18 protein-coding genes and 1 other RNA gene are annotated in these 20,434 nt (G+C 63.8%); 10 read left to right on the plus strand and 9 right to left on the minus strand.

Translation table 11 applies throughout. The features are described 5' to 3' along the window. Nucleotides 1–205 precede the first annotated feature (205 nt). From ACJJV2_RS17015 to ACJJV2_RS17025, 3 genes are all read left to right on the plus strand, one after another. Nucleotides 206–583, plus strand: coding sequence for a cell division protein ZapA (locus ACJJV2_RS17015; protein WP_064503224.1), 378 nt, complete (start codon nucleotides 206–208; stop codon nucleotides 581–583). 73 nt (nucleotides 584–656) lie between these two features. After that, nucleotides 657–839: non-coding RNA, 6S RNA (gene ssrS / locus ACJJV2_RS17020), on the plus strand. 22 nt (nucleotides 840–861) lie between these two features. Further along, complete coding sequence (locus ACJJV2_RS17025) at nucleotides 862–1,578, plus strand: 5-formyltetrahydrofolate cyclo-ligase (protein WP_405282329.1); 717 nt, start codon at nucleotides 862–864, stop codon at nucleotides 1,576–1,578. Nucleotides 1,579–1,940: 362 nt separating this feature from the next. Here the strand turns inward: ACJJV2_RS17025 and ACJJV2_RS17030 are convergent, their stop codons facing one another. Both ACJJV2_RS17030 and ilvA read right to left on the minus strand, forming a co-directional pair. After that, complete coding sequence (locus ACJJV2_RS17030; RefSeq protein ID WP_348471277.1) at nucleotides 1,941–2,129, minus strand: hypothetical protein; 189 nt, start codon at nucleotides 2,127–2,129, stop codon at nucleotides 1,941–1,943. A gap of 215 nt (nucleotides 2,130–2,344) precedes the next feature. Continuing rightward, on the minus strand, nucleotides 2,345–3,868 hold the full coding sequence (gene ilvA / locus ACJJV2_RS17035) for a threonine ammonia-lyase, biosynthetic (RefSeq protein ID WP_263643043.1): 1,524 nt from the start codon (nucleotides 3,866–3,868) through the stop codon (nucleotides 2,345–2,347). Nucleotides 3,869–4,105: 237 nt separating this feature from the next. Between ilvA and rpiA the strand changes: the two genes are divergently transcribed. Together rpiA and ACJJV2_RS17045 are read left to right on the plus strand one after the other, a co-directional pair. Beyond that, nucleotides 4,106–4,777 carry a ribose-5-phosphate isomerase RpiA gene (rpiA, locus tag ACJJV2_RS17040; RefSeq protein ID WP_054556388.1) on the plus strand — a complete coding sequence of 224 codons (672 nt, stop codon included), beginning with the start codon at nucleotides 4,106–4,108 and terminating at the stop codon, nucleotides 4,775–4,777. A gap of 9 nt (nucleotides 4,778–4,786) precedes the next feature. Further along, nucleotides 4,787–5,512 carry a DUF3157 family protein gene (locus ACJJV2_RS17045; protein ID WP_405282330.1) on the plus strand — a complete coding sequence of 242 codons (726 nt, stop codon included), beginning with the start codon at nucleotides 4,787–4,789 and terminating at the stop codon, nucleotides 5,510–5,512. A 126-nt stretch (nucleotides 5,513–5,638) separates the two neighbouring features. On the opposite strand, the gene ACJJV2_RS17050 is transcribed toward ACJJV2_RS17045, so the two are convergent. Together ACJJV2_RS17050 and ACJJV2_RS17055 are read right to left on the minus strand one after the other, a co-directional pair. Then, nucleotides 5,639–6,493, minus strand: coding sequence for an outer membrane protein OmpK (locus ACJJV2_RS17050; RefSeq protein WP_082388693.1), 855 nt, complete (start codon nucleotides 6,491–6,493; stop codon nucleotides 5,639–5,641). 349 nt (nucleotides 6,494–6,842) lie between these two features. After that, complete coding sequence (locus ACJJV2_RS17055) at nucleotides 6,843–8,111, minus strand: NupC/NupG family nucleoside CNT transporter (protein WP_043331634.1); 1,269 nt, start codon at nucleotides 8,109–8,111, stop codon at nucleotides 6,843–6,845. A gap of 319 nt (nucleotides 8,112–8,430) precedes the next feature. Between ACJJV2_RS17055 and ACJJV2_RS17060 the strand changes: the two genes are divergently transcribed. After that, complete coding sequence (locus tag ACJJV2_RS17060; RefSeq protein ID WP_054556386.1) at nucleotides 8,431–9,207, plus strand: DeoR/GlpR family DNA-binding transcription regulator; 777 nt, start codon at nucleotides 8,431–8,433, stop codon at nucleotides 9,205–9,207. A 151-nt stretch (nucleotides 9,208–9,358) separates the two neighbouring features. On the opposite strand, the gene waaA is transcribed toward ACJJV2_RS17060, so the two are convergent. The 3 genes from waaA to ACJJV2_RS17075 are packed head-to-tail and all read right to left on the minus strand — an operon-like array spanning nucleotide 9,359 to nucleotide 13,277. Continuing rightward, entirely contained in the window at nucleotides 9,359–10,681 is a 1,323-nt protein-coding gene (gene waaA / locus ACJJV2_RS17065) for a lipid IV(A) 3-deoxy-D-manno-octulosonic acid transferase (protein WP_405282331.1), read from the minus strand. 2 nt (nucleotides 10,682–10,683) lie between these two features. Further along, nucleotides 10,684–12,114, minus strand: coding sequence for a bifunctional D-glycero-beta-D-manno-heptose-7-phosphate kinase/D-glycero-beta-D-manno-heptose 1-phosphate adenylyltransferase HldE (hldE, locus tag ACJJV2_RS17070; protein ID WP_405282332.1), 1,431 nt, complete (start codon nucleotides 12,112–12,114; stop codon nucleotides 10,684–10,686). Continuing rightward, nucleotides 12,114–13,277, minus strand: coding sequence for a glycosyltransferase family 9 protein (locus ACJJV2_RS17075; RefSeq protein WP_405282333.1), 1,164 nt, complete (start codon nucleotides 13,275–13,277; stop codon nucleotides 12,114–12,116). The genes hldE and ACJJV2_RS17075 overlap by 1 nt, the downstream gene beginning before the upstream one ends. 4 nt (nucleotides 13,278–13,281) lie before the next feature. On the opposite strand from ACJJV2_RS17075, the gene ACJJV2_RS17080 reads away from it, so the two are divergent. From ACJJV2_RS17080 to ACJJV2_RS17095, 4 genes are all read left to right on the plus strand, one after another. Then, a complete protein-coding gene (locus ACJJV2_RS17080) occupies nucleotides 13,282–14,064 on the plus strand; it encodes a 3-deoxy-D-manno-octulosonic acid kinase (protein WP_405282453.1) in 783 nt (260 codons plus the stop codon). A gap of 177 nt (nucleotides 14,065–14,241) precedes the next feature. Beyond that, on the plus strand, nucleotides 14,242–16,248 hold the full coding sequence (locus ACJJV2_RS17085; RefSeq protein WP_405282334.1) for a DUF3413 domain-containing protein: 2,007 nt from the start codon (nucleotides 14,242–14,244) through the stop codon (nucleotides 16,246–16,248). Nucleotides 16,249–16,320: 72 nt separating this feature from the next. Then, nucleotides 16,321–17,166 (plus strand): glycosyltransferase family 2 protein, encoded by an 846-nt coding sequence (locus tag ACJJV2_RS17090; RefSeq protein ID WP_405282335.1) that lies wholly within the window; start codon nucleotides 16,321–16,323, stop codon nucleotides 17,164–17,166. Nucleotides 17,167–17,168: 2 nt separating this feature from the next. Continuing rightward, a complete protein-coding gene (locus ACJJV2_RS17095) occupies nucleotides 17,169–18,302 on the plus strand; it encodes a glycosyltransferase family 4 protein (protein ID WP_405282336.1) in 1,134 nt (377 codons plus the stop codon). Between the two features lie 163 nt (nucleotides 18,303–18,465). On the opposite strand, the gene ACJJV2_RS17100 is transcribed toward ACJJV2_RS17095, so the two are convergent. Then, nucleotides 18,466–19,377, minus strand: coding sequence for a hypothetical protein (locus tag ACJJV2_RS17100; RefSeq protein WP_405282337.1), 912 nt, complete (start codon nucleotides 19,375–19,377; stop codon nucleotides 18,466–18,468). Further along, nucleotides 19,374–20,393: a lipopolysaccharide heptosyltransferase II gene (waaF, locus tag ACJJV2_RS17105; protein WP_043331640.1), complete on the minus strand. Its 1,020-nt coding sequence runs from the start codon at nucleotides 20,391–20,393 to the stop codon at nucleotides 19,374–19,376. Before waaF ends, ACJJV2_RS17100 begins: the two co-directional genes overlap by 4 nt. Between the last annotated feature and the right edge of the window lie 41 nt (nucleotides 20,394–20,434).

Below are 20,434 nucleotides of genomic sequence, written 5' to 3' on the forward strand. Positions count from 1 at the left end.
GAAGGATGTGCTGCAGCACAAGGCAGCCGCGCCGCGCGGCGCGTTGACCCTCCAGAAGCGGCTCTCTATAGTGGCTCGAGAATGCCCCCATCTTACCGCACTGGCCCTCCTTCTGGCTTGCCGTCCTGACTGCGACGGTGACGCACTGACAGCAGGACGTCGGCATCAATCTGGATGACGCCGGACAAGGCCCGAGAGGATCTACATGAGCGATTCCGCCACCCCACGCAATACCACCGAGATCAGCCTGCTCGGCCGCAGCTATACCGTCAGCTGTCAGCCCGGCGAGGAAGATGGCCTGACCCGTGCGGCGGCTTATCTGGATCTCGCCATGCAAGGCATCCAGCAGCGCGGCAACACCATCAGCGCCGACAAGGTCGCCCTGATGGCAGCGCTCAATATCTCGCATGAGTTGATCAACAGCCGTGACAGCGAGCGCGCCCTGCAGCGCGACTTCGAGACTCGCCTCACCGCGCTGGACCGTCAACTGGATGCCGCGCTCAGTCAGCTGCCAGCCGACTATGCCGATCAGGCGAAGGCGCGCGCTGCTGAGCGTAAAAACGCTTCAGAATCAAACAACTGATACATTCAGGCAACAGATTGTTCCCGACAGGATTAGCCCTTGGGCAGGCAGGCGGGGTTTGGTAGACTGAATGAGTTCTCTGGGGTGTACGACAGTTGCCGATGTCCCTCGAGCTTATAAGCTATTCCCAGGGAGTCCACTGCGCAGTGCTGTGTGCATGTCCGTGCGTCGGAACGCCTGATGCGCTGCGCGGGACTACCCACCTTGAACCGCTGGGTTCAAGGGCCCCCGGTAACACCGGCACCTTGGAGAACCCTGTCTGACGGAGATTGTCAGGCATGCGCAAGCCCCCCGCGGTCTATGCCGCACCCGCGAGCCCACGCTCGCCACTCCCTTCTGCAGCACTCGATACCACGCTCTGGGCACTGCCCAGCGAGCTCGATCACCCTCAGGCCGACCGCCGTGCGCTTCGCCGTCTGCTGCGCCAACGCCGCCGTCAGCTACCCCCTGCCATTCGTCTGCAAGCCGAAGATGCGCTCCTGCGTCAGCTGAAACGGCTGCCGGAACTGTTGCGCGCCCGCCACGTCGCCCTGTATCTGCCCTACGATGGCGAGATCGATGCCACGCGCCTGTGCGATTGGCTGCAGCGACGAGGGGCGAAGATCTATCTGCCGGTACTGCGTCCGTTCGCGGCCAATTCGCTATGGTTCGTGCGCTACGACGATCAGACACCCCTGGTCAGCAACCGCTTCGGCATCGCCGAACCGGACACCCGTCATGGGGCTTCCAGGGCGCGGCGCCTGCCTGCCTGGGCGCTGGATGTCGTCTTGATGCCACTGGTCGGCTTCGATGGGCGCGGGGCTCGCATCGGCATGGGCGGCGGCTTCTACGATCGCAGCTTCGCCTTTACCCGCCGTCCCGGCCCACGGCCGCTGTTGATCGGCCTCGCCCACCACTGTCAGAAAGTCCCCGCCCTGCCGGTACAGCCCTGGGATGTCCCGCTGGACGCCATCGTCAGTGATCGCGAAGTCGTGCGCCCTGCCCGCCCTGAATGAGGCGCTGGGCTTTGTGACGAGATCGATGGTACGACCGCGAGATGTCGAGAGTGACAGCAGACAGAAAGGGGGTTATTCACAAAGGGGACGAAGCAGCAACGCAGTGAAGCCAGGCGAGGGGTCAAGCTGAGGGGGGGGAGTCGGGGAGCTGGAAAGCTGGGAGCAGAAACGCTGGAAAGCCTGGCAGGAGGGTCATGGCATGGGGGCGTGGCGCCAGAGAGACTGACGCCAGCAGCACCGCTACCGCCGGTGAGGGCAGCAGCGCAGGATTCAGGAACCCATTACGGTCTGGGCGTAGCCAGTTGCCACTACACCAATCCCGAAGATGAATACCAGGGCCATGACCAGATCGGGCTTACGTTTCATGAGAGCGGGCTTCTTCTTATATCGTCAGTGGCTTTCGCGTGACGGTTGTCGATGACTGTCTTCCTGACAGTGACCAGATGATAGGCATCTGACTTCTGTATGACAATCACCATGCAATCGTTTGAATGGACGCTTTTCCACGCAGCTTTTGATGTCTGCTCGCCCCAGCCGACAAGGGCTTCCATCGAAAACACCGTTCTTTTTCGCGCCTGGCATGAAATGTGGAATTTCCTGCGGCATGCCCGCCGGATACGCATGAAAAAGCCCCGGCCTTCCACGCGAAGGCCGGGGCTTTTCTATCCACGAATGTGACCAATGAAGCATGATGAGCTGCGCCTCAGCCCGCCGCCTTCAACGCAAATGACTTATATAGCCATCATCGCCCCATCGCTTGCCTCGCTCAGGACAGAAACAGGCGATAGGCGGGATTGTCGCTCTCTTTCCAGAAGCGATAGCCGATCTCATTGAAATATTCCTCGACCCGCGCGCGGTCGCCATTAGGGATCTGCATGCCGATCAACACCCGCCCATGCGATGCGCCGTGGTTACGGTAGTGAAACAGCGAGATGTTCCAGTCCGCCGGTAGGTGGGTGAGGAAATTCATCAGGGCGCCCGGGCGCTCCGGGAACTCGAAACGATAGACCTCTTCCTCGAGATCGCTGGTCGTGCGCCCACCGACCAGATGACGCGTGTGCAGCTTGGCCAGTTCGTTGTCGGTCAGGTCTTCCACCGCATAGCCCGCCTCACGCAGCTTCTCGACCACAGCGGCGCGGTCTTCACCACCCGGCTTGACCTGCACGCCGACGAAGACATGCGCTTCCTCCGGATTGGCATAGCGATAGTTGAACTCGGTGACCATGCGCTTGCCGATCACCTTGCAGAACTGCTTGTAGGCCCCCGGGCGCTCCGGCAGCGTCACGGCCAGAATCGCCTCACGCTGCTCGCCCAGCTCGGTACGCTCGGCAATGTGCTGCAGGCGATCGAAGTTGGTGTTGGCGCCAGAGTTGATGCACACCAGCGTCTCCCCTTCCGCGCCTGACTGCTGGACGTATTTCTTGAGGCCCGCCAGTGACAGTGCGCCACTGGTTTCGGAGACGGCGCGCGTATCCTCGAAGATGTCCTTGACCGCCGCACACATCTCATCGGTATTGACGGTGATGACCTCATCGACGGTGTGCTGGATGAGCTCGAACGGTGCCGCGCCGATCTGCGCGACCGCCACGCCCTCGGCGAACACGCCGACCTGGTCCAGCACCACGCGTTCGCCGGCTTCCATGGCCGCCTTGAGGCAGGCGGCATCTTCCGCCTCGACCCCGATGACGCGGATCTCGGGGCGCAGGTACTTCACGTAGGCCGCGACACCGGCGATCAGACCACCGCCCCCGACCGGCACGAAGATCGCATCGATCTTGCCGGGGTGCTGACGCAGGATTTCCATGCCGACGGTGCCCTGACCGGCAATGACATCCGGGTCGTCATAGGGCGGGATGAAGGTATAGCCGTGCTCGTCCATCAGGGTACGCGCGTGGGCCAGTGCCTCGGGGAAGGCATCGCCCTTGAGAATCACCCGCGCGCCGCGCTCGCGCACGGCCTGCACCTTGATTTCCGGCGTAATGCGCGGCATCACGATCACTGCCTTGACGCCCATCAGCTTGGCCGCCATCGCCAGGCCCTGCGCATGATTGCCGGCCGAGGCCGCAATCACGCCACACGCCTTCTGTTCATCCGTCAGCTGGGCCATCTTGTTGTAGGCGCCGCGAATCTTGAAGGAATAGACAGGCTGCAGGTCTTCACGCTTGATGAAGATGTGATTGCCGAAACGACGCGACAACAAGGGTGCCGGCGAGAGCGGAGTTTCATGGGCGGCTTCGTAGACACGAGCCGACAGGATTTTCTTGACGTAATGTTCGAGCATTATAGGAATGTCCTGATGTGTCACAGCGCGGGCCGCATGAGCGCGACCGAACCCCCATTGTTATCAGACCGCTGGCGAGAGCGTCCAGCGCCATCGCCGGGTTTGCCGTTATAATGTGGCGTTTTCCGGCGTTGCGCTTCACGTCAAGCCGTTTTCCAGTGCCTGTCGGCGGTAAACTGCTGGCCACGTAGGGAAGACCGCGCCAATGCCCACTTTCACCACCGCCCCACCGACCCGAGGTATCACATGACCCAGGATGAGCTGAAGCAGGCCGTGGCCCGCGCCGCCCTTGACGAGATTCGCCCACTGCTGAGCCGCGACACCATCATCGGCGTCGGCACTGGCTCGACGGCCAATCTGTTCATCGATGCGCTGGCGGAAGTGCGCCACGACTTCGCCGGTGCCGTCGCCAGCTCCGAAGCCACTGCCGAGCGCCTCAAGGGCCATGGCATCGACGTCTTCGAACTCAACCATGTCGGCACCGTGCCGGTCTACGTGGATGGTGCCGACGAGATCGACCCGCGCCTGGCGATGATCAAGGGCGGCGGCGCCGCGCTGACCCGCGAGAAGATCGTCGCGGCCTGCGCCGAGCGCTTCGTGTGCATCGCCGATGGCTCCAAGCAGGTGGATATTCTCGGCGGCTTCCCGCTGCCGGTGGAAGTCATTCCGATGGCGCGCTCCTATGTGGCGCGTGAGCTGGTCAAGCTGGGCGCCGACCCGGTCTACCGCGATGGCGTGCTGACCGACAACGGCAACCGCATCCTCGACTGCTACAACTTCCTGATCGAGGACCCGATCGCCATGGAAGCGCGCATCAATGCCATCGTCGGTGTCGTCACCAACGGCCTGTTCGCGGCACGCGGTGCCGATGTGCTGCTGGTGGGACGCGAAAGTGGCGTCGAACGCATCACTGCCTGAGGAGCTGGCATGACGATGAATCTGCGCCCACGACTGCGCTTGGCGACCGCCCTGCTGCTGGCAGCCAGCGCAAGTCCGCTGGCGCTGGCCGATAGCCTGCCGATCAGCCAGCCAGTTACCGTGACGCTCGACAGTGGCGTCAAGATCCTGCTCAAGCCGGACCACAGCTGGGAATATCAGCTGGATGAGGTGCAGGCCGCTTCCACCCCGGCCACACGACCGTCCGTGGAAACTGGCGCTGGCAGCGCGCTGGTGCCGACCTCGACGGCCGTGCCGGTGACGGCGGCGGTCGCTCCGGCTGGCGACTCGGCCTCACCATCAGCCGGTGCGGCCTCCGCCAGTGCCAGCAACGCAGCGCCTGACAGCGCGTCACGCCTCAACAGCAGCGCGCTGGCCAATCCGCGGCTGTTGAGTGAAGGCCACCGCGATGGTCTGGTCGCGCGCCTGTCCTCGGTGAGCGAAGAGGATGACGAGGCGCTTCTGCAGTTCAGCCTCGACAACACGGCCGGCCAGAGTGTCATCGGCGTGCAGGCCAGACTGCGCCTGTATGCCGATGATGGCCATCTGCTCGCGACGCGTGAGGTGCCGCTGTGGGTCGGTGAATATCGCCTGCCCCAGACCTACCTGCGCCCCGGCCAGACACGCGATAGCCGCGAGGTACGCGTCTCGCTGCCGGAGGGCGAGTGGTCACGCCAGCTGGTGCGCGTGGAAGTCACCGAGGTGGAGTTCCGCTGATCATCAGATGCCGGATGCCGGATTTCAGGTGTCAGATGCCACAGCAGCCAGACGAAAAACGGGAAGCCCTGAGGGGCTTCCCGTTTCTGTTTTAGCGCCGGTCGCTCAGCGAGAGCGAAACGGTGATCAGAACTTGTAGTTGATGCTGAAGTAGTTGCCGAAGCCAGTGGTGTCCTGGCGAACGCCAGTGGCAGTGGAGCCATCGGTGAAGAACGCCATGTTGTTGTAGTACTTCAGGCCATAGCCGATCGCATAGCGCTGGGTGTGGTAGTAGATGCCGTTGAACCACTCCATGCTGTTGACGCTGCGGCCCGCCTGGCTGCCCACTTCGTCGGCATCGAACTTGTAGTCCAGGTAGCCCTGATAGGCGATGAAGCTGCCATCATCGAAGTTGACGAACGGCTTGAACCAGTTGGTGGAGGCCATGTAGCCGTCCCACTTGCTCTCGTCTTCACCGCCGTAGTTCTCACGCACGTAACGCGCGTAGAGGTTGAAGCCCATCTTGCCGAACCACGGCACCTGCACATCGCTGCCCAGACCGACGTAGTGCTCCCACAGACCGCCGAATGCGCCGTTGTCACCGATGTTGGTGACGGTGGCGATGTAGAGCTCATCCACCGGGCCGAACGACAGGTCGTAACCGGTCATGGCGTCCAGCGAGAAGCGCGGCGCCAGCTTGGCGAAGAAGTTGTCGCCGTCGTTCAGGTCATCGGAGCTGTCGTCCAGCAGGTCGAAGAAGTCGACATACCCGTAGAGATCGACGATGCCCGAGCGGCCGCCGAACTCCATCTCCAGGTAGGTATCTTCGCTGTTGCGGAACGGCAGGCGGTTGTCTTCACTGCGCATCAGGTTGAAGGTCAGCCACTTGTAATCATTGGCGTGGATATCGCCATTGAAGTCAGTAGCCTGCGCCGGTGCTGCAGCGGTCAGCAGCGTGGTGGCAGCCAGAGTGCTGGCCGCGAGGGTCTTGAGCATGGTCATCGCGTAACGATCCTGTCCTGAATGTTGAGACTGTTCGAATTCTTGTGGTCTTGCCCGCTGAGCGGGTCTTGTCGCTATGAAGTCCGACGAAGGCGCGGGAGTGAAACTCGCACGGGGCCCAGTCTGGAAAGGCGGCGATGTTAGCACTTCCTCGCAAAAACGACAGAGCGACATTTCGGGGATGATCAACGCGCCATCGACGACAATGTGAACCTTTTCACACTCTCGCCAGGCACCTTGTCACCCTCGGCTTCCCCGAGATGACGCCCCGATGTTTCCTCGCTTGCCGCCCGGCGCATGCCGGCAGGATGGCTCCCGTCGACTGACCGGGCGGAGAGCGAGGAATGCATCAGGCCGCCAGCGCCAGGAAGAAACCGGCAATCGCCGCCGACATCAGATTGGACAGCGTGCCGGCGAGTACCGCCTTGAGCCCCAGGCTTGCGATCTCATGACGGCGTGTCGGTGCCAGGCTGCCCAGCCCCCCCAGCAGGATGGCGATCGACGACAGATTGGCGAAGCCGCACAGCGCGAACGACAGCACTGCCATGGTGTAGGGCGTCATCACCGCGCCGGTGGCCGCGACGATGCTGTCACCGCTGAGGTAGGGCGCCAGATTGATGTAGGCGACGAACTCGTTCACCACCAGCTTCTGGCCGATGAAGGAACCCGCCAGGGTCGCCTCGCTCCACGGCACGCCCAGCAGGAAGGCCAGCGGCGCGAACAACCAGCCGAGAATCATGTCGAGACTCAGCGTGTCCATGCCGAACCAGCCACCCACGCCGCCGAGAATGCCGTTGATCAGGCCGATCAGCGCGATGAAGGCCAGCAGCATCGCCCCGACATTGGCCGCCAGCTTGAGGCCGGAAGACGCACCGGAGGCCGCAGCGTCCAGCACATTGGAGGGCGCATCATCATCCTTGAGGGCGGCATCGGCGAGGGCGATCGAGTCGTCCGGCTTCTCCGTCTCCGGGAACAGCAGCTTGGCGAACAGCAGCCCGCCGGGCGCTGCCATGAAGGATGCCGCCACCAGGTACTCCATCGGAATGCCCAGCGCCGCATAGCCGCCCAGCACCGAACCGGCGACGGAGGCCAGGCCACCGCACATCACCGCGAACAGCTCGGAGCGCGTCATGCTGGCCAGATACGGCTTGACCACCAGCGGTGCCTCGGTCTGACCGACGAAGATGTTGGCCGTGGCCGAGAGCGACTCGGTACGCGACGTGCCCAGCACACGCTGCAGGCCGCCACCCAGCAGGCGAATCACCCACTGCATGATGCCGAGGTAGTAGAGCACCGCGATCAGCGACGAGAAGAAGATGATGATCGGCAGCACCTTGACCGCGAAGATGAAGCCGACACCACTGCCCGGATTGGCCAGGCTGCCAAACAGGAAGTTGATGCCCTGATCGGCATAGTTGACCACCTGACTGACGGCACCGGAGACACCGGCCAGCACTCCCTGACCGAAGGAGGTGTAGAGCACGAAGGCGCCGATGGCCAACTGGATGGCAAAGGCACCACCCACGGTACGCAGGCGAATGGCGCGTCGATTCGACGACAGCGCCACGGCAATGAGGATGAGCGAAGCCATCCCGACGAGACTCATGAGGGGATTCATTGGGAAGATCCTGAGGGTTCTTGTGGTTGTTATGGGTGCTGCGTGCAGGGCTGCGACGACCCGTTCTCAACGTCGTGCAGTGTCATCCTGCATTCTCACCATGTTCAAAAAGTCACAGCCTGACCAAATAGTCAATACGTCCGTTTTACCTCACGCCCACTTGTCTTCCAGTGCCAGGCTGGCAATGTCAGGGGCATATTTGAGGTTCTCCCTGTGTGTCAGTGGTTTATCATCTGCTTCTGACGTGGGACGTGGCGCTTCAGCCCAGTTTTTCGCCAACGCTCCCTCATCGGAACCGGCACCAAAGGACAAAAGCCGCATGAACAATCACAGCGCCGCCCGACTCGACCGCCTGCAGGCCATTCTGCGCGAAGGCAGCCCTCTGCAACTGAGCGACGCCGCACAGCTATGCGCCGTCTCGGAGATGACCATTCGTCGCGACGTGGCGCACAGCAACGGACTGCTGGAAATTCTGGGTGGCCGCCTGTTGCTGGTCGATTCATCCGCCGGCAGCGTCTATCGCCTGGATCGCGAGATCGACGCCAGCGCCCCGATCAAGCAAGCGCTGTGCCAGCAACTGGCCAGTCATATCGAGGACGGCGACACCCTGTACGTGGATTGCGGCACCACGCTGGTCCATCTGGCAGCCGCCATCGACCGCCAGCAGACGCTGACTCTGGTGACCTGCGCCCTGAACGTGGCCAATGCGGTCGGCCATCTGCCCGGGGTGCGGCTGGTGATGCTGGGGGGGCTGTTTCACCCGGCCACCCAGTCATTCACCGCCACCGACATGCCGGAGGCCATCCGCCGCCTCGGCATCAACAAGGCCTTTCTCTCGGCGGGCGGAGTGCATGCCGAGCGAGGCGTCAGCTGCTTCCATTTCCATGAGGTCGCGGCCAAGCAGGCCGCTCTGGAAAGCGCGATGCAGCGCTTCTTGATCGTCGATGCGCGCAAGTTCGAGATGGTGCGCCCCGCCTTCATCGCCCCGCTGAGTGACTTTGATGTGGTGATCAGCAATGCCAGCCCCGCCGCACGTGATTGTCTGGGGGCGCTGGAGGCAGAAATGGGTGTGACGGCCGAGCTTGTCGACTGCTGAGCTGCAGATTGCCGAGCCTGTCGATTGCTTCGCAGGAAAGAGCCAGGCCGCTCGCAGCGCCAGACCACTGACAAACAGAAAACGCCGCACGATTGTGCGGCGTTTTCTGTCTGACCAGACAGTCAATGCACACTTTGCGTGCGCGGGGACGTCACAGCGGCAGGTGGTGCTCGAGCATCGCCAAGGTACCGCTCAGCGCGCCACGATTGCGCTCCACGACCTGACTGGCCGCCTGGCCTGCCATCTGCTGCGCGGCCTGATCCGAGAACAGCGCATTCACCGCCTCGGCCAATGCCGCGTCATCCGCAACGACCTGGAGCGCGCCTTCCGCGGTCATCACCTCGGCGATCTCACTGAAGTTGTCCAGCGATGGGCCACTCAGCAGTGGCAGCCCCAACGCAGCGGGCTCGAGCAGGTTGTGCCCGCCGATGGGCACCAGACTGCCGCCGATGAAGGCGATATCACTGGCCGCATACAGCGTCAGCAATTCCCCGAGACTGTCACCGACCAGCACCGAGACGGCGTCAGCCACCTCGGTGCCGCTCTCTGACATGGCACTGCGCCGCAGGCTGCTCTCGCCGCGCGCCTGACACCACTGCGCCGCCTGAGCGGCCACTGCCTCGAAGCGTTGCGGATGGCGCGGCACCAACAGCAGCAAGGCCTGAGGATGCTGGTCACGCACCGCGGCATGCGCCGCGAGTATCTGGCCATCCTCGCCGTCATGCGTCGAGGCGGCGATCCATACCGGCCGCTGCGCGAATGACTGGCGCAGCACCTGGCCATCGGCAATGACCTGTTCAGCAATCTCCAGTTCGAACTTGAGCGAGCCGACGGCCGTGCCACGCGCGGGCGGCAGGCCAAGCGCCATGAAGCGCTCCAGATCCTGCTGCGACTTGGCCGACAGACCACTGACGTGAGCAAGACTGTCGTGCATCAGGGCGCCGATCCTGCGATAGCGCTGGAAGGCGCGCGGCGACAGGCGGCCATTGATGACGCACAGCGCAATGCCATCCCGCGCGCAGGCCGCCATCAGGTTGGGCCACAGCTCGGTTTCGACCATGATCGCCAGCGCCGGACGCAGCCGACGCACGAAGCGCCGCGCGCTCAGCGGGAAATCCAGCGGCAGGTAATGGTGACGGGCCGGGGCAAGCCCTGACGAGCCCTGCGGCGTATGCAGCAGACGTGCGGCCTGTGCAGCGCCGGTGGCTGTCATGGTCGTCAGCACCAGCGGGCGCCGTGGGTAACGCTGACGCAGCGCCTCGACGAGACTCGCCACCATCACCACCTCGCCCAGCGAGGCGGCGTGCAGCCAGATGGGGCGTTCACTGTCGGGCGTGGTGCTCGGTGTGGAGGGGATGATACCCAGCCGCTCCAGGCGCGAGTGCTGGGCATCGTGCTCGCGCCAGACCCGCTGCCAGATGAGGGGCGACAGCAGGGTCAGTGCGGTGCTGTAGAGGCCACGGGCAAGGCTCACGCCTAGTCCTCACGATCGAGGATGGTGGCGATCATCGCGGTGGTGGAGACGCCGTCCTCGAAACCGAGCACGCGGACTTCACCGCCATTGGCGATCACCGCCTCTCCCCCCGCGATCTCTTCGGGGCGATAGTCGCCGCCCTTGACCAGCACATCCGGCAACACGGCCTCGATCAGGCGTGCCGGGGTATCTTCATTGAAGGGCACCACCCAGGCGACTGCACCGAGGCCCGCCAGCACCTGCATACGCCGCAGCACCGGGTTGATCGGGCGTGTCGGCCCCTTGAGGCGTGCCACCGAGTCGTCGTCATTGACGGCCACGATCAGGCGATCGCCGTGGCGTGCCGCTTCCTGCAGGTAGGCCACGTGACCGGCGTGCAGGATGTCGAAGCAGCCATTGGTCATCACCACACGCTCACCGCGTGCCTGGGCGGCCTTCACTGCCGGGATGAGCGCGGACTCCTGGATCACGCCGAATTCCGCCAGCTTGTCGCCGTGCAGCGCGGTATAGAGCTCCGCCACCGACAGGGTCGCGGTCCCCGGCTTGGCGACCACCAGACCCGCGGCCAGGTTGGCCAGCATCACGGCTTCCGGGAAGGCGTGACCGGCCGCCAGCGCCAGCCCCAGCACGCCGATCACCGTATCGCCGGCGCCGGTGACGTCATAGACCTCACGCGCATGCGTCGGCAGGTGCAGCGGCTGATAGCCCTCGCGGATCAGGGTCATGCCCTTCTCGCTGCGCGTCACCAGCAGGGCTTCCAGCTCGAGCTCGGCACGCAGTGCCTCGCCCTTCTCGGCCAGTTCCTCATCGCTGCGGCAAGGCCCGACGATGGTCTCGAATTCGGTCAGGTTGGGGGTGATGATGCTGGCGCCGCGATAGCGCGAGAAATCACTGCCCTTGGGGTCGACCAGCACACGCTTGCCCGCCGCACGCGCGGCGGCGATCAGCGCCTCGACCTGATTCAGCGAGCCCTTGCCGTAGTCGGAGAGAATCATCACGCCGCTGGCGCCCAGCTCGGCCTCGACCTGGCTCACCAGCGCGCTGGTATCCACCTCGTGCAGCGGCTCCTCGAAATCGAGGCGCAGCAGCTGCTGATTGCGGCTCATCACGCGCAGCTTGGTGATGGTCGGCACGCTGTCACTGGCCTGGAAGCGCGTGATGACATTGGCGTTTTCCAGCGCGCGGGTAAGGATGGCGGCGTTGTCATCCTCACCGACCACGCCCGCGAGGGTGGCGTGTGCGCCGAGCGAGGCGATGTTGAGCGCGACGTTGGCGGCACCGCCGGGGCGGTCTTCGCTCTCGCCGACTCGTACTACCGGCACCGGCGCTTCCGGCGAGATGCGTGAGGTACCACCGTGCCAGTAGCGGTCGAGCATCACATCACCCACGACCAGCAGGCGAGCCTGTTCAAGCGCAGTCAGATCAAGCTTCATCAGGCGTCTCCGCGTGCAGAGGGGGATTGGGAAGAAGTGGTATCCGTAGAGGAGACAGCCGCGACCGGCAGACGTTCGCAGCTCTGGCCGCGAATGACGCCATCGGTGTCCGCCAGCAGCTCAGCGAGGCACGCGATGACATCCTCGGCGCGAATCAGGCTCATGGCGTCCTGATGGCGCACGCGCTGACCCCAGTTGATCTCGTCCATCTGCTTGTGAAGATAGGTCTTCACGGCGTCCGGATAGCGATTGACCACCAGATGCTGCCAGCAGTACGGTGCCGCGCGCTCGGGATTGGTGGTGGCGTACAGGCCGATCACCGGCGTGTTGAGCGCATTGCCCATGTGCACCGGGCCGGAATCCGGCGCGATCACCGCCACGGCGCGATCGATCATCGCCAGCAGGCCCTTGAGCGAGGTGCCACCGATGGCATCGATGACCGCGCCTTCGCTGACCAGCGCCTTGATGCGCGCGCCCATTTCACGTTCCTGCGGACTGCCACCACCGGTCATCACGCTGCGGATGCCATATTGCTGCCAGGCATGATCGACGACCGCCGCATAGCCTTCCGGCGACCAGTTGCGGAAGTTTCGCAGTCGCGGATTGGCACACGGACTGATGATCAGATACGGCGCCTCACCGGTGACGCGTGCGGCTTCGGTGTAGGCCTCGGGCGGTACATCGAGACGCCAGTCGAGACGGCAGTCCTCGACACCCAGCGTACGCGCGAAGTCCATGAACGACTCCAGCACGTGGGCGCGCTCTCGCGGGGCCAGCTGATGGGAGGTAAAGAGGTACTGCCAGTCCTTGGCGCGCGCACGGTCATAACCGATGCGCACCTTGGCCTTGAGGCCCAGCGACAGCGCACTGGCGCGCAGTGCCTGCTGCATGTGCAGCAGCACATCGAAGTGCGTGTCCTTGAGCTGTCGCCAGATGGCGCGCATGCCCGCAAGACCGGTGGACTTGTCATAGACCACGAACTCGACCCCGGTCAGGCCGGACAGTAGACTGTGCTCCCCCTTGCCGACGATCCAGGTAATGCGGGCCTCAGGCCACTGACGCTGCAAGGCGCGTACCGTTGGCACAAGATTGCAGACATCGCCGAGAGCGGAGAGCCGGAGCACGCAGATATGTGCGGGCTGGGCAGGGAGAGGATGCTTCATGCGGATGGCAGTTTTCCGAAATGAGAATGCCCACATTCTATATGATGGCGAAACAGCGCCACAAATGACGCCGGACTGGTTCATGCCATCGTTCTGGCGTGAACACGACGCCGTGACCGGCGAAGCGCCGGGGCGCGGGGCGAGTCTGTTCCTCGATGTCTGTCGTTTGCCCGCCGAACTGCAACCCGCCAATATCACCGCGACACCGGCTCGCCGCTGGGCACTGCGCCCCTATCGTCGCGGCGGCCTGATCGCGAAGCTCGCCAGTCAGCGCTACCTCTATACCGGCCTTGAGCGCACCCGTGCCTTCGCTGAACTGCGCCTGACGGAGCGTCTGTATCGCCAGGGGCTGCCGGTGCCAGAGCCCGTCGGTGCCTGCGTGTGGCGGCATGGTCTGACCTACGAGGCCGCCCTGATCACGGTGCTGATTCCCGGCGCACGCGCCTTCGCCGATGACCTGATCGCCCTCGAAGCACTGCACCTGCCTGCCGGGGCCGAGCTGCCCGAAGCCCTGCTCCGCCTGCTCGACGCGACAGGTCACGCCATTCGCGCCGTGCATGACGCCGGGCTCGAGCATGTCGACCTCAACGCACGCAACCTGCTGATCGATGAAAGCGAACGCATCTACGTGATCGATCTCGATCGCTGCCAGCTGCATGCCGAGGCTCCCTGGGATGCACGCTGGCGCGAGAGCAATCTCTCCCGCCTGGGCCGTTCGTTGGCCCGCTTCACCCCGACACATCATGCGGCGTGCCTGGCCCGCATCCGCAGCGCCTATCAAGGGTAGGCGCCCGCTTCGTTCCACTCTTTGCTGACGCTCCGTTCAACTCTATTACTGACAAAGTGGTCATCCGGCGCGCAAAACAAGATATCATGCTAACAATATACTATGCATGATAACTATCTTGCCGCTCCCCACGCTTGATGGGCTATCGCGCTTTTTCCTATCCGCCGGATATGACCGATGACCGCAAAGACCCCTGACTCGCCTGCGCTCGCCAACGCCCGACCTCGTGACAGCCGCCGCCGCTATCTTCGCGACAGCGCCACCTTCTCTCTCGCCATCCTGGTGTTGATCTGGCTGGTCGCGACCCGCTATCTGCCCTTTACCCCACTCCCGCAAGGAGTGAGTGCCGCCAGCCTGAGCGGTTGGGCCTACCTGGCCACCACCTGGCTGGGTCACTACGGACTGCTTGCCCAGCTACTGTGGCTGCCAGTTGGCCTGCTCGGCATGATATTGCCCGCGCGCAGCGCTCGCCGCTGGCTGTGGCTTCCTGCGGGCATTCTGGCCGGCAGTGCATTGAGCGCACTGATCATCGACAGCCTCGTCTATGCCCAGTACCGCTTCCATCTCAATGGCTTCATGCTGTCGATGTTCCTCAATGACAGCAACGGTGAAATCTTCGAGTTCGATGCCACGACCTGGTTGCTGGGTGCATGCACCCTGCTCGGCTTGATCGCGCTCTGCTGCGGGCTGGCTTATCGACTGAGTGGGCCTGCGGCGGTCAAACGCGCTCACCGTTTGCCGACAGGCAAGCTGCATGCCTTGCTGTTCCTCATGCTGCTGGCGAGCCACATCCAGCACATCGTGTCAGATGCCCATCACAACCTGCAGGTGACACGCGAAGCGCCCGCCTTCCCGCTGCTGTTCCCCGCCACAGCGCGCGACTTCATGGAAGACCACGGGTGGCTGGATGCCCGGACTGCAGAAGCGGCCAAGGTGCATATCCAGAATTTCGGGACGGGTTCGCTGGCCTATCCTGCCGTACCGCTTAAACAGGATGACGATGTCATCACCAGCAGAGGTGTCGACGGCCAGCCTGCCAACATCCTGTTTCTGGTGATCGACTCCTGGCGCGCCGATAGCTTCACTGCCGAGGCGATGCCCCACTTGCACGCCGCCCTGGCGGATGGTCTGCACTTCCCGGATCACATCTCCGGTGGCAACAGTACCCGCACCGGCTTCTTCAGCCTGCTATCCGGCCTGACCGCCAATTACGTCACCCCGATGGAGAATGACGGCCTGGGCAGCGTGCTGGTCAATCAGGCACTGCAGCGCCAGTGGCCGCTGGGGCTATTCTCCTCGGCAAGCTTCAATGGTGTCGGCCTGGACCGCAGCCTCTTCCCGAAAGTGCCAGATCTGCGCTTGCGCACACTGGGCGACAGTCCCGCCATGCGGGACCGCGTGATGACGACCGACTGGCTCGCCTGGCAGGCCCAGCGCCGCCAGACAGCGCTGCAGCAGGGCGCTCATGCGCTGAAACCGTGGCTGGGCGTGCTGTTCTACGATGCTCCGCATGGATACTCGCTACCCAGAGGTGCCAGTACTCCCTTCCAGCCCAGCGCCACCGGCATGGACTATCTGACACTGGGTCCCGACACCGACCCGACGCCTGTGCGCAACCTGTATCTGAACTCGCTGTATCATCTGGACAGGCAATTGGCGCGCGTGATTCAGGACCTGAAAGAACACGGCGAGTGGGACAATACGGTGCTGGTCGTCACCGGTGATCATGCTCAGGAGTTCAATGACAGCGGCAAGAATTTCTGGGGACACAATGGCAACTTCACTCGCTACCAGACCCAGGTACCGCTGATTCTGCGCGGCCCCGGCATTCCTGCCGGCCACTATGGAAGCCAGCTGCCCCTGCCGCCCGTCACCGCGCATTATGATGTCGTCCCGACACTGCTACGCCATGTGATGGGCATCAGCAATCCCCCCAGCGACTACAGCATGGGCCATGACCTGCTGCGCACTCTCGACCATCAACCAGAGGTCGACAATGAATGGGTGCTCTCCGGTAGCTATCAGGACTTCGGTATCATTCAGCGCGATTGCATCTATGCACTGGAAGGCACCGGCGGCTATGCAGTGTACGATGGCGACATGAATCGTCGGCAGGCGCTCGGCGAAGGCGCCAACCCCGTCATGAAAGTGATGGAGGCCATGCGCCGCTTCTACGCGAACTGAGCCTGCCACTGAGTCCCATCGGCGCCTGCCACACCCCGTCGTGCTGCAGGCGCTCTTCAGACAGAGACCGTCATGAACACGAGCGACGAGGCCTCGGCCGCCCCTTCACCCGATGGCAAGCTGCGCACCGCGGTGCCCATCACCGGCTGTGTCATCACCCTCAATGAAGCCCACAACATCGAGGACTGCCTGCGCTCGCTGGCCCAGGTCTGCGATGAGCTGATCGTGGTCGATTCCGGCTCCACCGATGCCACCTGCGAGCTGGCGCGCAACATGGGCGCCGTGGTGATCGATCAACCCTACCTGGGCGACGGGCCGCAGAAGAATGTCGGGCCGAGCCATGCCAGCCACCGCTGGGTGCTGTCTCTGGATGCCGATGAGCGCCTGACCGACGGTGCCGTCAGCGCCATCCGGGAACTGGCACTCGACAGCACGCCCCACGACGGCTTCGCGCTACGCCGTCGCAATTTCATCGGCTCGCGCTGGGTGAGGCATGCCGGCTGGTATCCCGATTACTGCCTGCGCCTGTATGACCGCGAGAAACTCGCCTTCCGCGATTCGCGTCAGCACAGCTCGGTGCAGGCCAACCATCCCTGCGAGCTGGACGCCGATCTCGAGCATTACAGCTTCGCCAATCTCGGTGAACTGTTCGTCAAGGCCAGTGGCCGTTTCTCGAACCGCGCCGCCAAGATCATGTATCAGAAGGGAAAACGCGCCAACGCCTTCACTCCCTTCCTGCATGCCAGCAATGCCTTCATGCGCAAGTTCGTCTTCCAGGCTGGCTTCCGTGATGGCGTCGATGGCTTCTCGGTGGCGCTGTCGGCCAGCATCAATGCCTACCTGAAATACGCCAAGCTGCTGGAATTCCAGCGCGACGCCAAGGTGCGTGAGGCCGAAGATTTCAACAAGGTATGGTGACCATGACCTCTAGCTGTGAGCCGACTGCCGCGCGAGGTGTGACGCGCCCACTTCACGTACGCCATGTCAATCTGGCACGCGGCTTTCGCGGCGGTGAGCGCCAGACGCTCAACCTGATCGCGGACCTGGCGCGACGCGCAAGTCCAAGGGAGAACGGCGAAGCCGGCGCGCCGATCCGCCAGTCACTGGTGTGTCTGCAGGGCTCGCCCTTGATCAGCGAACTGGCGGCGCTTGAGCTGGCCGCCACGGTGGACATGATCGAGATCAGCGGACGCTTCAAGGGCCATCTCGGCCAGCCCCGCGCCGATATCGTGCATGCTCACGAAGCCAAGGCCGTGCACTGGGCATGGCTGCATCAGCGCCTCACCGGCATGCCCTACCTGCTGACACGCCGGGTGCCCCAGCCGGTGAAGGACAAGCCGTTCAATCGCCTGACCTATCGCGCGGCCGCCTGCCGAGTGGCGATTTCGTCGGTGATCGAATCTCACCTGCGGGAGCGCCAATGGGGTGAGACGGCGTTGATCCCCAGCACCCTCGCCCATCTGCCCAGCGACAAGCAAGCCGTGGCCGAGCTACGCCAGCGCTTCGGCAATACGCCCGCAGGGGGGCGTGTTGTCATCGGGCATGTCGGCGCCCTGGTGGACCGCCACAAGGGCCAGCGAGTGCTGATCGAGGCGGCCCGCAGCCTGCGCGACAGCCACCCGCAGCTGCTGTTCGTCTGCCTGGGCGCCGGCGAGGACGAAGCGGCCTTCAAGGCGGAAAGTGCCGATCTCGACAATCTGGTCTGGGAAGGCTTTCACACCAATGTCGGCGACTATCTGGAAGCCTTCGATCTGTTCGCCTTCCCGTCGCGCAACGAGGGTCTCGGCTCGATTCTGCTCGACGTGATGGATCACGGCGTCCCGATCATCGCAAGCGATGTGGATGGCATCCCCGATATCGTGCATGACGACAGCACCGGCGTGCTGGTGCCCACCGGCGATGCACAGGCACTGGCTGCCGCCATCGTGGCACTCGTCGCTGATGCACCACGTCGGGAGCGGCTGGTCGCGGGGGCGCGTGCGCATCTGGCACGCTTCACTCCCAGCGCCATGGGCGAGGCCTATCTGGGGCTTTATCAGCGGTTGGCACGCTAGACCGCTTTTCATCTCAGACACTTATCGCCCCAGTACCTGGCCCACAAGCACCTATCGTCCAGGTACCTATCGCCCGGCTAGAGAATAAAAAAAGCCCTGTTTCATGTGAAACATCACAATGAAACAGGGCTTTTTTCGTTTTTCCAAACAGCAGGTCAGCTGCTCAGGCACGCGAACCAGCGTCCTTCAGGCCGCGCAGATCCGGCCAGCCTTCGTCCACGCCCAGCACGGGATATGTCCGGGGATCCAGCGGGCCTGGTTCGCTTTCGGGGCGACACTCACGCAGCGCAGCCTGCAGCCGCCGCAGGGCCTCATCGCCTTCGGCACCGGCGGTCACCCTGTCCCAGAACTCACGATGTACCGCCTTGATGACGACGGGCACGCTGGGCACGCCGACCTGTTGCGCCATGGCCAGACGATGCAGACCACGGTTGATCTTGAGCAGGCGACCCTCACGCGTCACCGCGACGCCCATCTCGTCCTTGGTGACCCCCTGACGAAAGCCATTGCTGGCCATGTCCTGCAGATAACCGCGATAACAGCGCAGATAGCCAAGAATCTGCTCCTCGCTGTCCATCAACAGCCCATCACGCGGTGACGACCACGGCTTGCCCGCTTCCAGCAAGGCCTTCAAGTGCTGATAGCGCTCCGTCGCCGTCAGGTCATCGCCATGCTCGATCAGGTCCCGCATCAGACGTGAGCGTGATCCGAAGCGGAAGGCGCCGCGCCGCAGGTCCCAGTCGCCATCCCAGATGAAGGCGTTGGAGGATGGCCGGTTGCGCTTGTCACGCCCGAAATTGACGTCGCGCACCAACTCACGCGGATTGACCCAGACCGTCAACGCCTCCTGCCCCATCATGTCTTCCAGCGCATGACGCGGCAGACCACGGCGCTCAAGGGACTGATGGCGTGCACGCTGGCGCTTCCAGCGCATCAACCAGCAACGACTGAGCGGCAGTATCAGGTGGTGCTCGCACCAGGCACGCAGCGCCTCGATCCGCTGAGCACGCTGCATGGCCCCGCGCATGCGCGGGTGGATCAGATCATCCGTCGTACGGTTTCTCGGCAGGTTCACCGCGCATCCTCATCCAGCGAGATCGCCGTCAACAATCGCTCGGGAGCAATATGGTTCAGGCAATTGGTATGCCCCAGCGGGCAGACGCGCTTGAAGCAGGGTGAGCACTCCAGCGCCAGCCAGTGGATCTCGCGATTGGCCGTCAGCGGCGGCGTGTAATGCGGCGACGAGGAACCATAGATGCCCTGGATACGGGCCCCCACCGCGGCTGCGACATGCATCAGGCCGGAGTCATTGCTGACCACTTCCCGACACTCGGCGATCAGGTCCACCGCATCCGCCAGCCGCGTCTTGCCACACAGGTTGTGAACGCCCGCAAGCCCCTGGGCGATCTCCTCCCCCGCCGCGACATCCTTGGGGCCACCGAAGATGCGCACCTCGGCCCCCTGGCGGGTCAATGACTCGGCAAGTGCGCGAAAGTGCGCCAGCGGCCACTGCTTGGCCGGGCCATATTCCGCCCCGGGCATCATGCCGATGATGGGTGCCGGCGGCGCCACCAGCCCCAACTCGCCGCGCAAGCGCAGCTGATTGGCGCTGTCAGTGACCAGAGCGGGCTCCGGGATGCCCGCCGGCGGATTGGCCTCCTCAACGGGCAGGCCCAGCGACGTGAAGCGCTTGACGGTCTGATCGAGCACCGACTTGTCGAGCTTGCGGCACTCGGTGAGCAGGCCGTAGCGCTGCTCACCGGTGAAGCCGACGCGCACCGGAATGCGCGCGAAGAACGGCACCAGCGCTGCCTTCCACGAGCGCGGCAACACGATGGCGCGGTCGAAGCGCCCACGCAGCGAACGCCCGAGCTGCCAGCGCGCCTTGAGGGCGAAGTCACCATGCCCCGCCGGCAACGCCAGTGCCTCCTCGACCTCGGGCATGCGCTCGATGATCGGCTGCGACCAGGCGGGCGCCAGCACACTGATCCGGCAGCCGGGCGAGCGCTGCTTCAGCGTCATGAACAGGCTCTGCGCCATCACCATGTCGCCGACCCAGCTGGGCCCGACCACCAGAATGCGCTCACTCATGCCTTGCTCCTCTTCACGGCCAATCCTCCTTGCGAGTGCGC

This window comes from Cobetia sp. Ld8 (assembly GCF_045066615.1).
GTDB classification, from domain to species: Bacteria; Pseudomonadota; Gammaproteobacteria; order Pseudomonadales; family Halomonadaceae; genus Cobetia; species Cobetia amphilecti.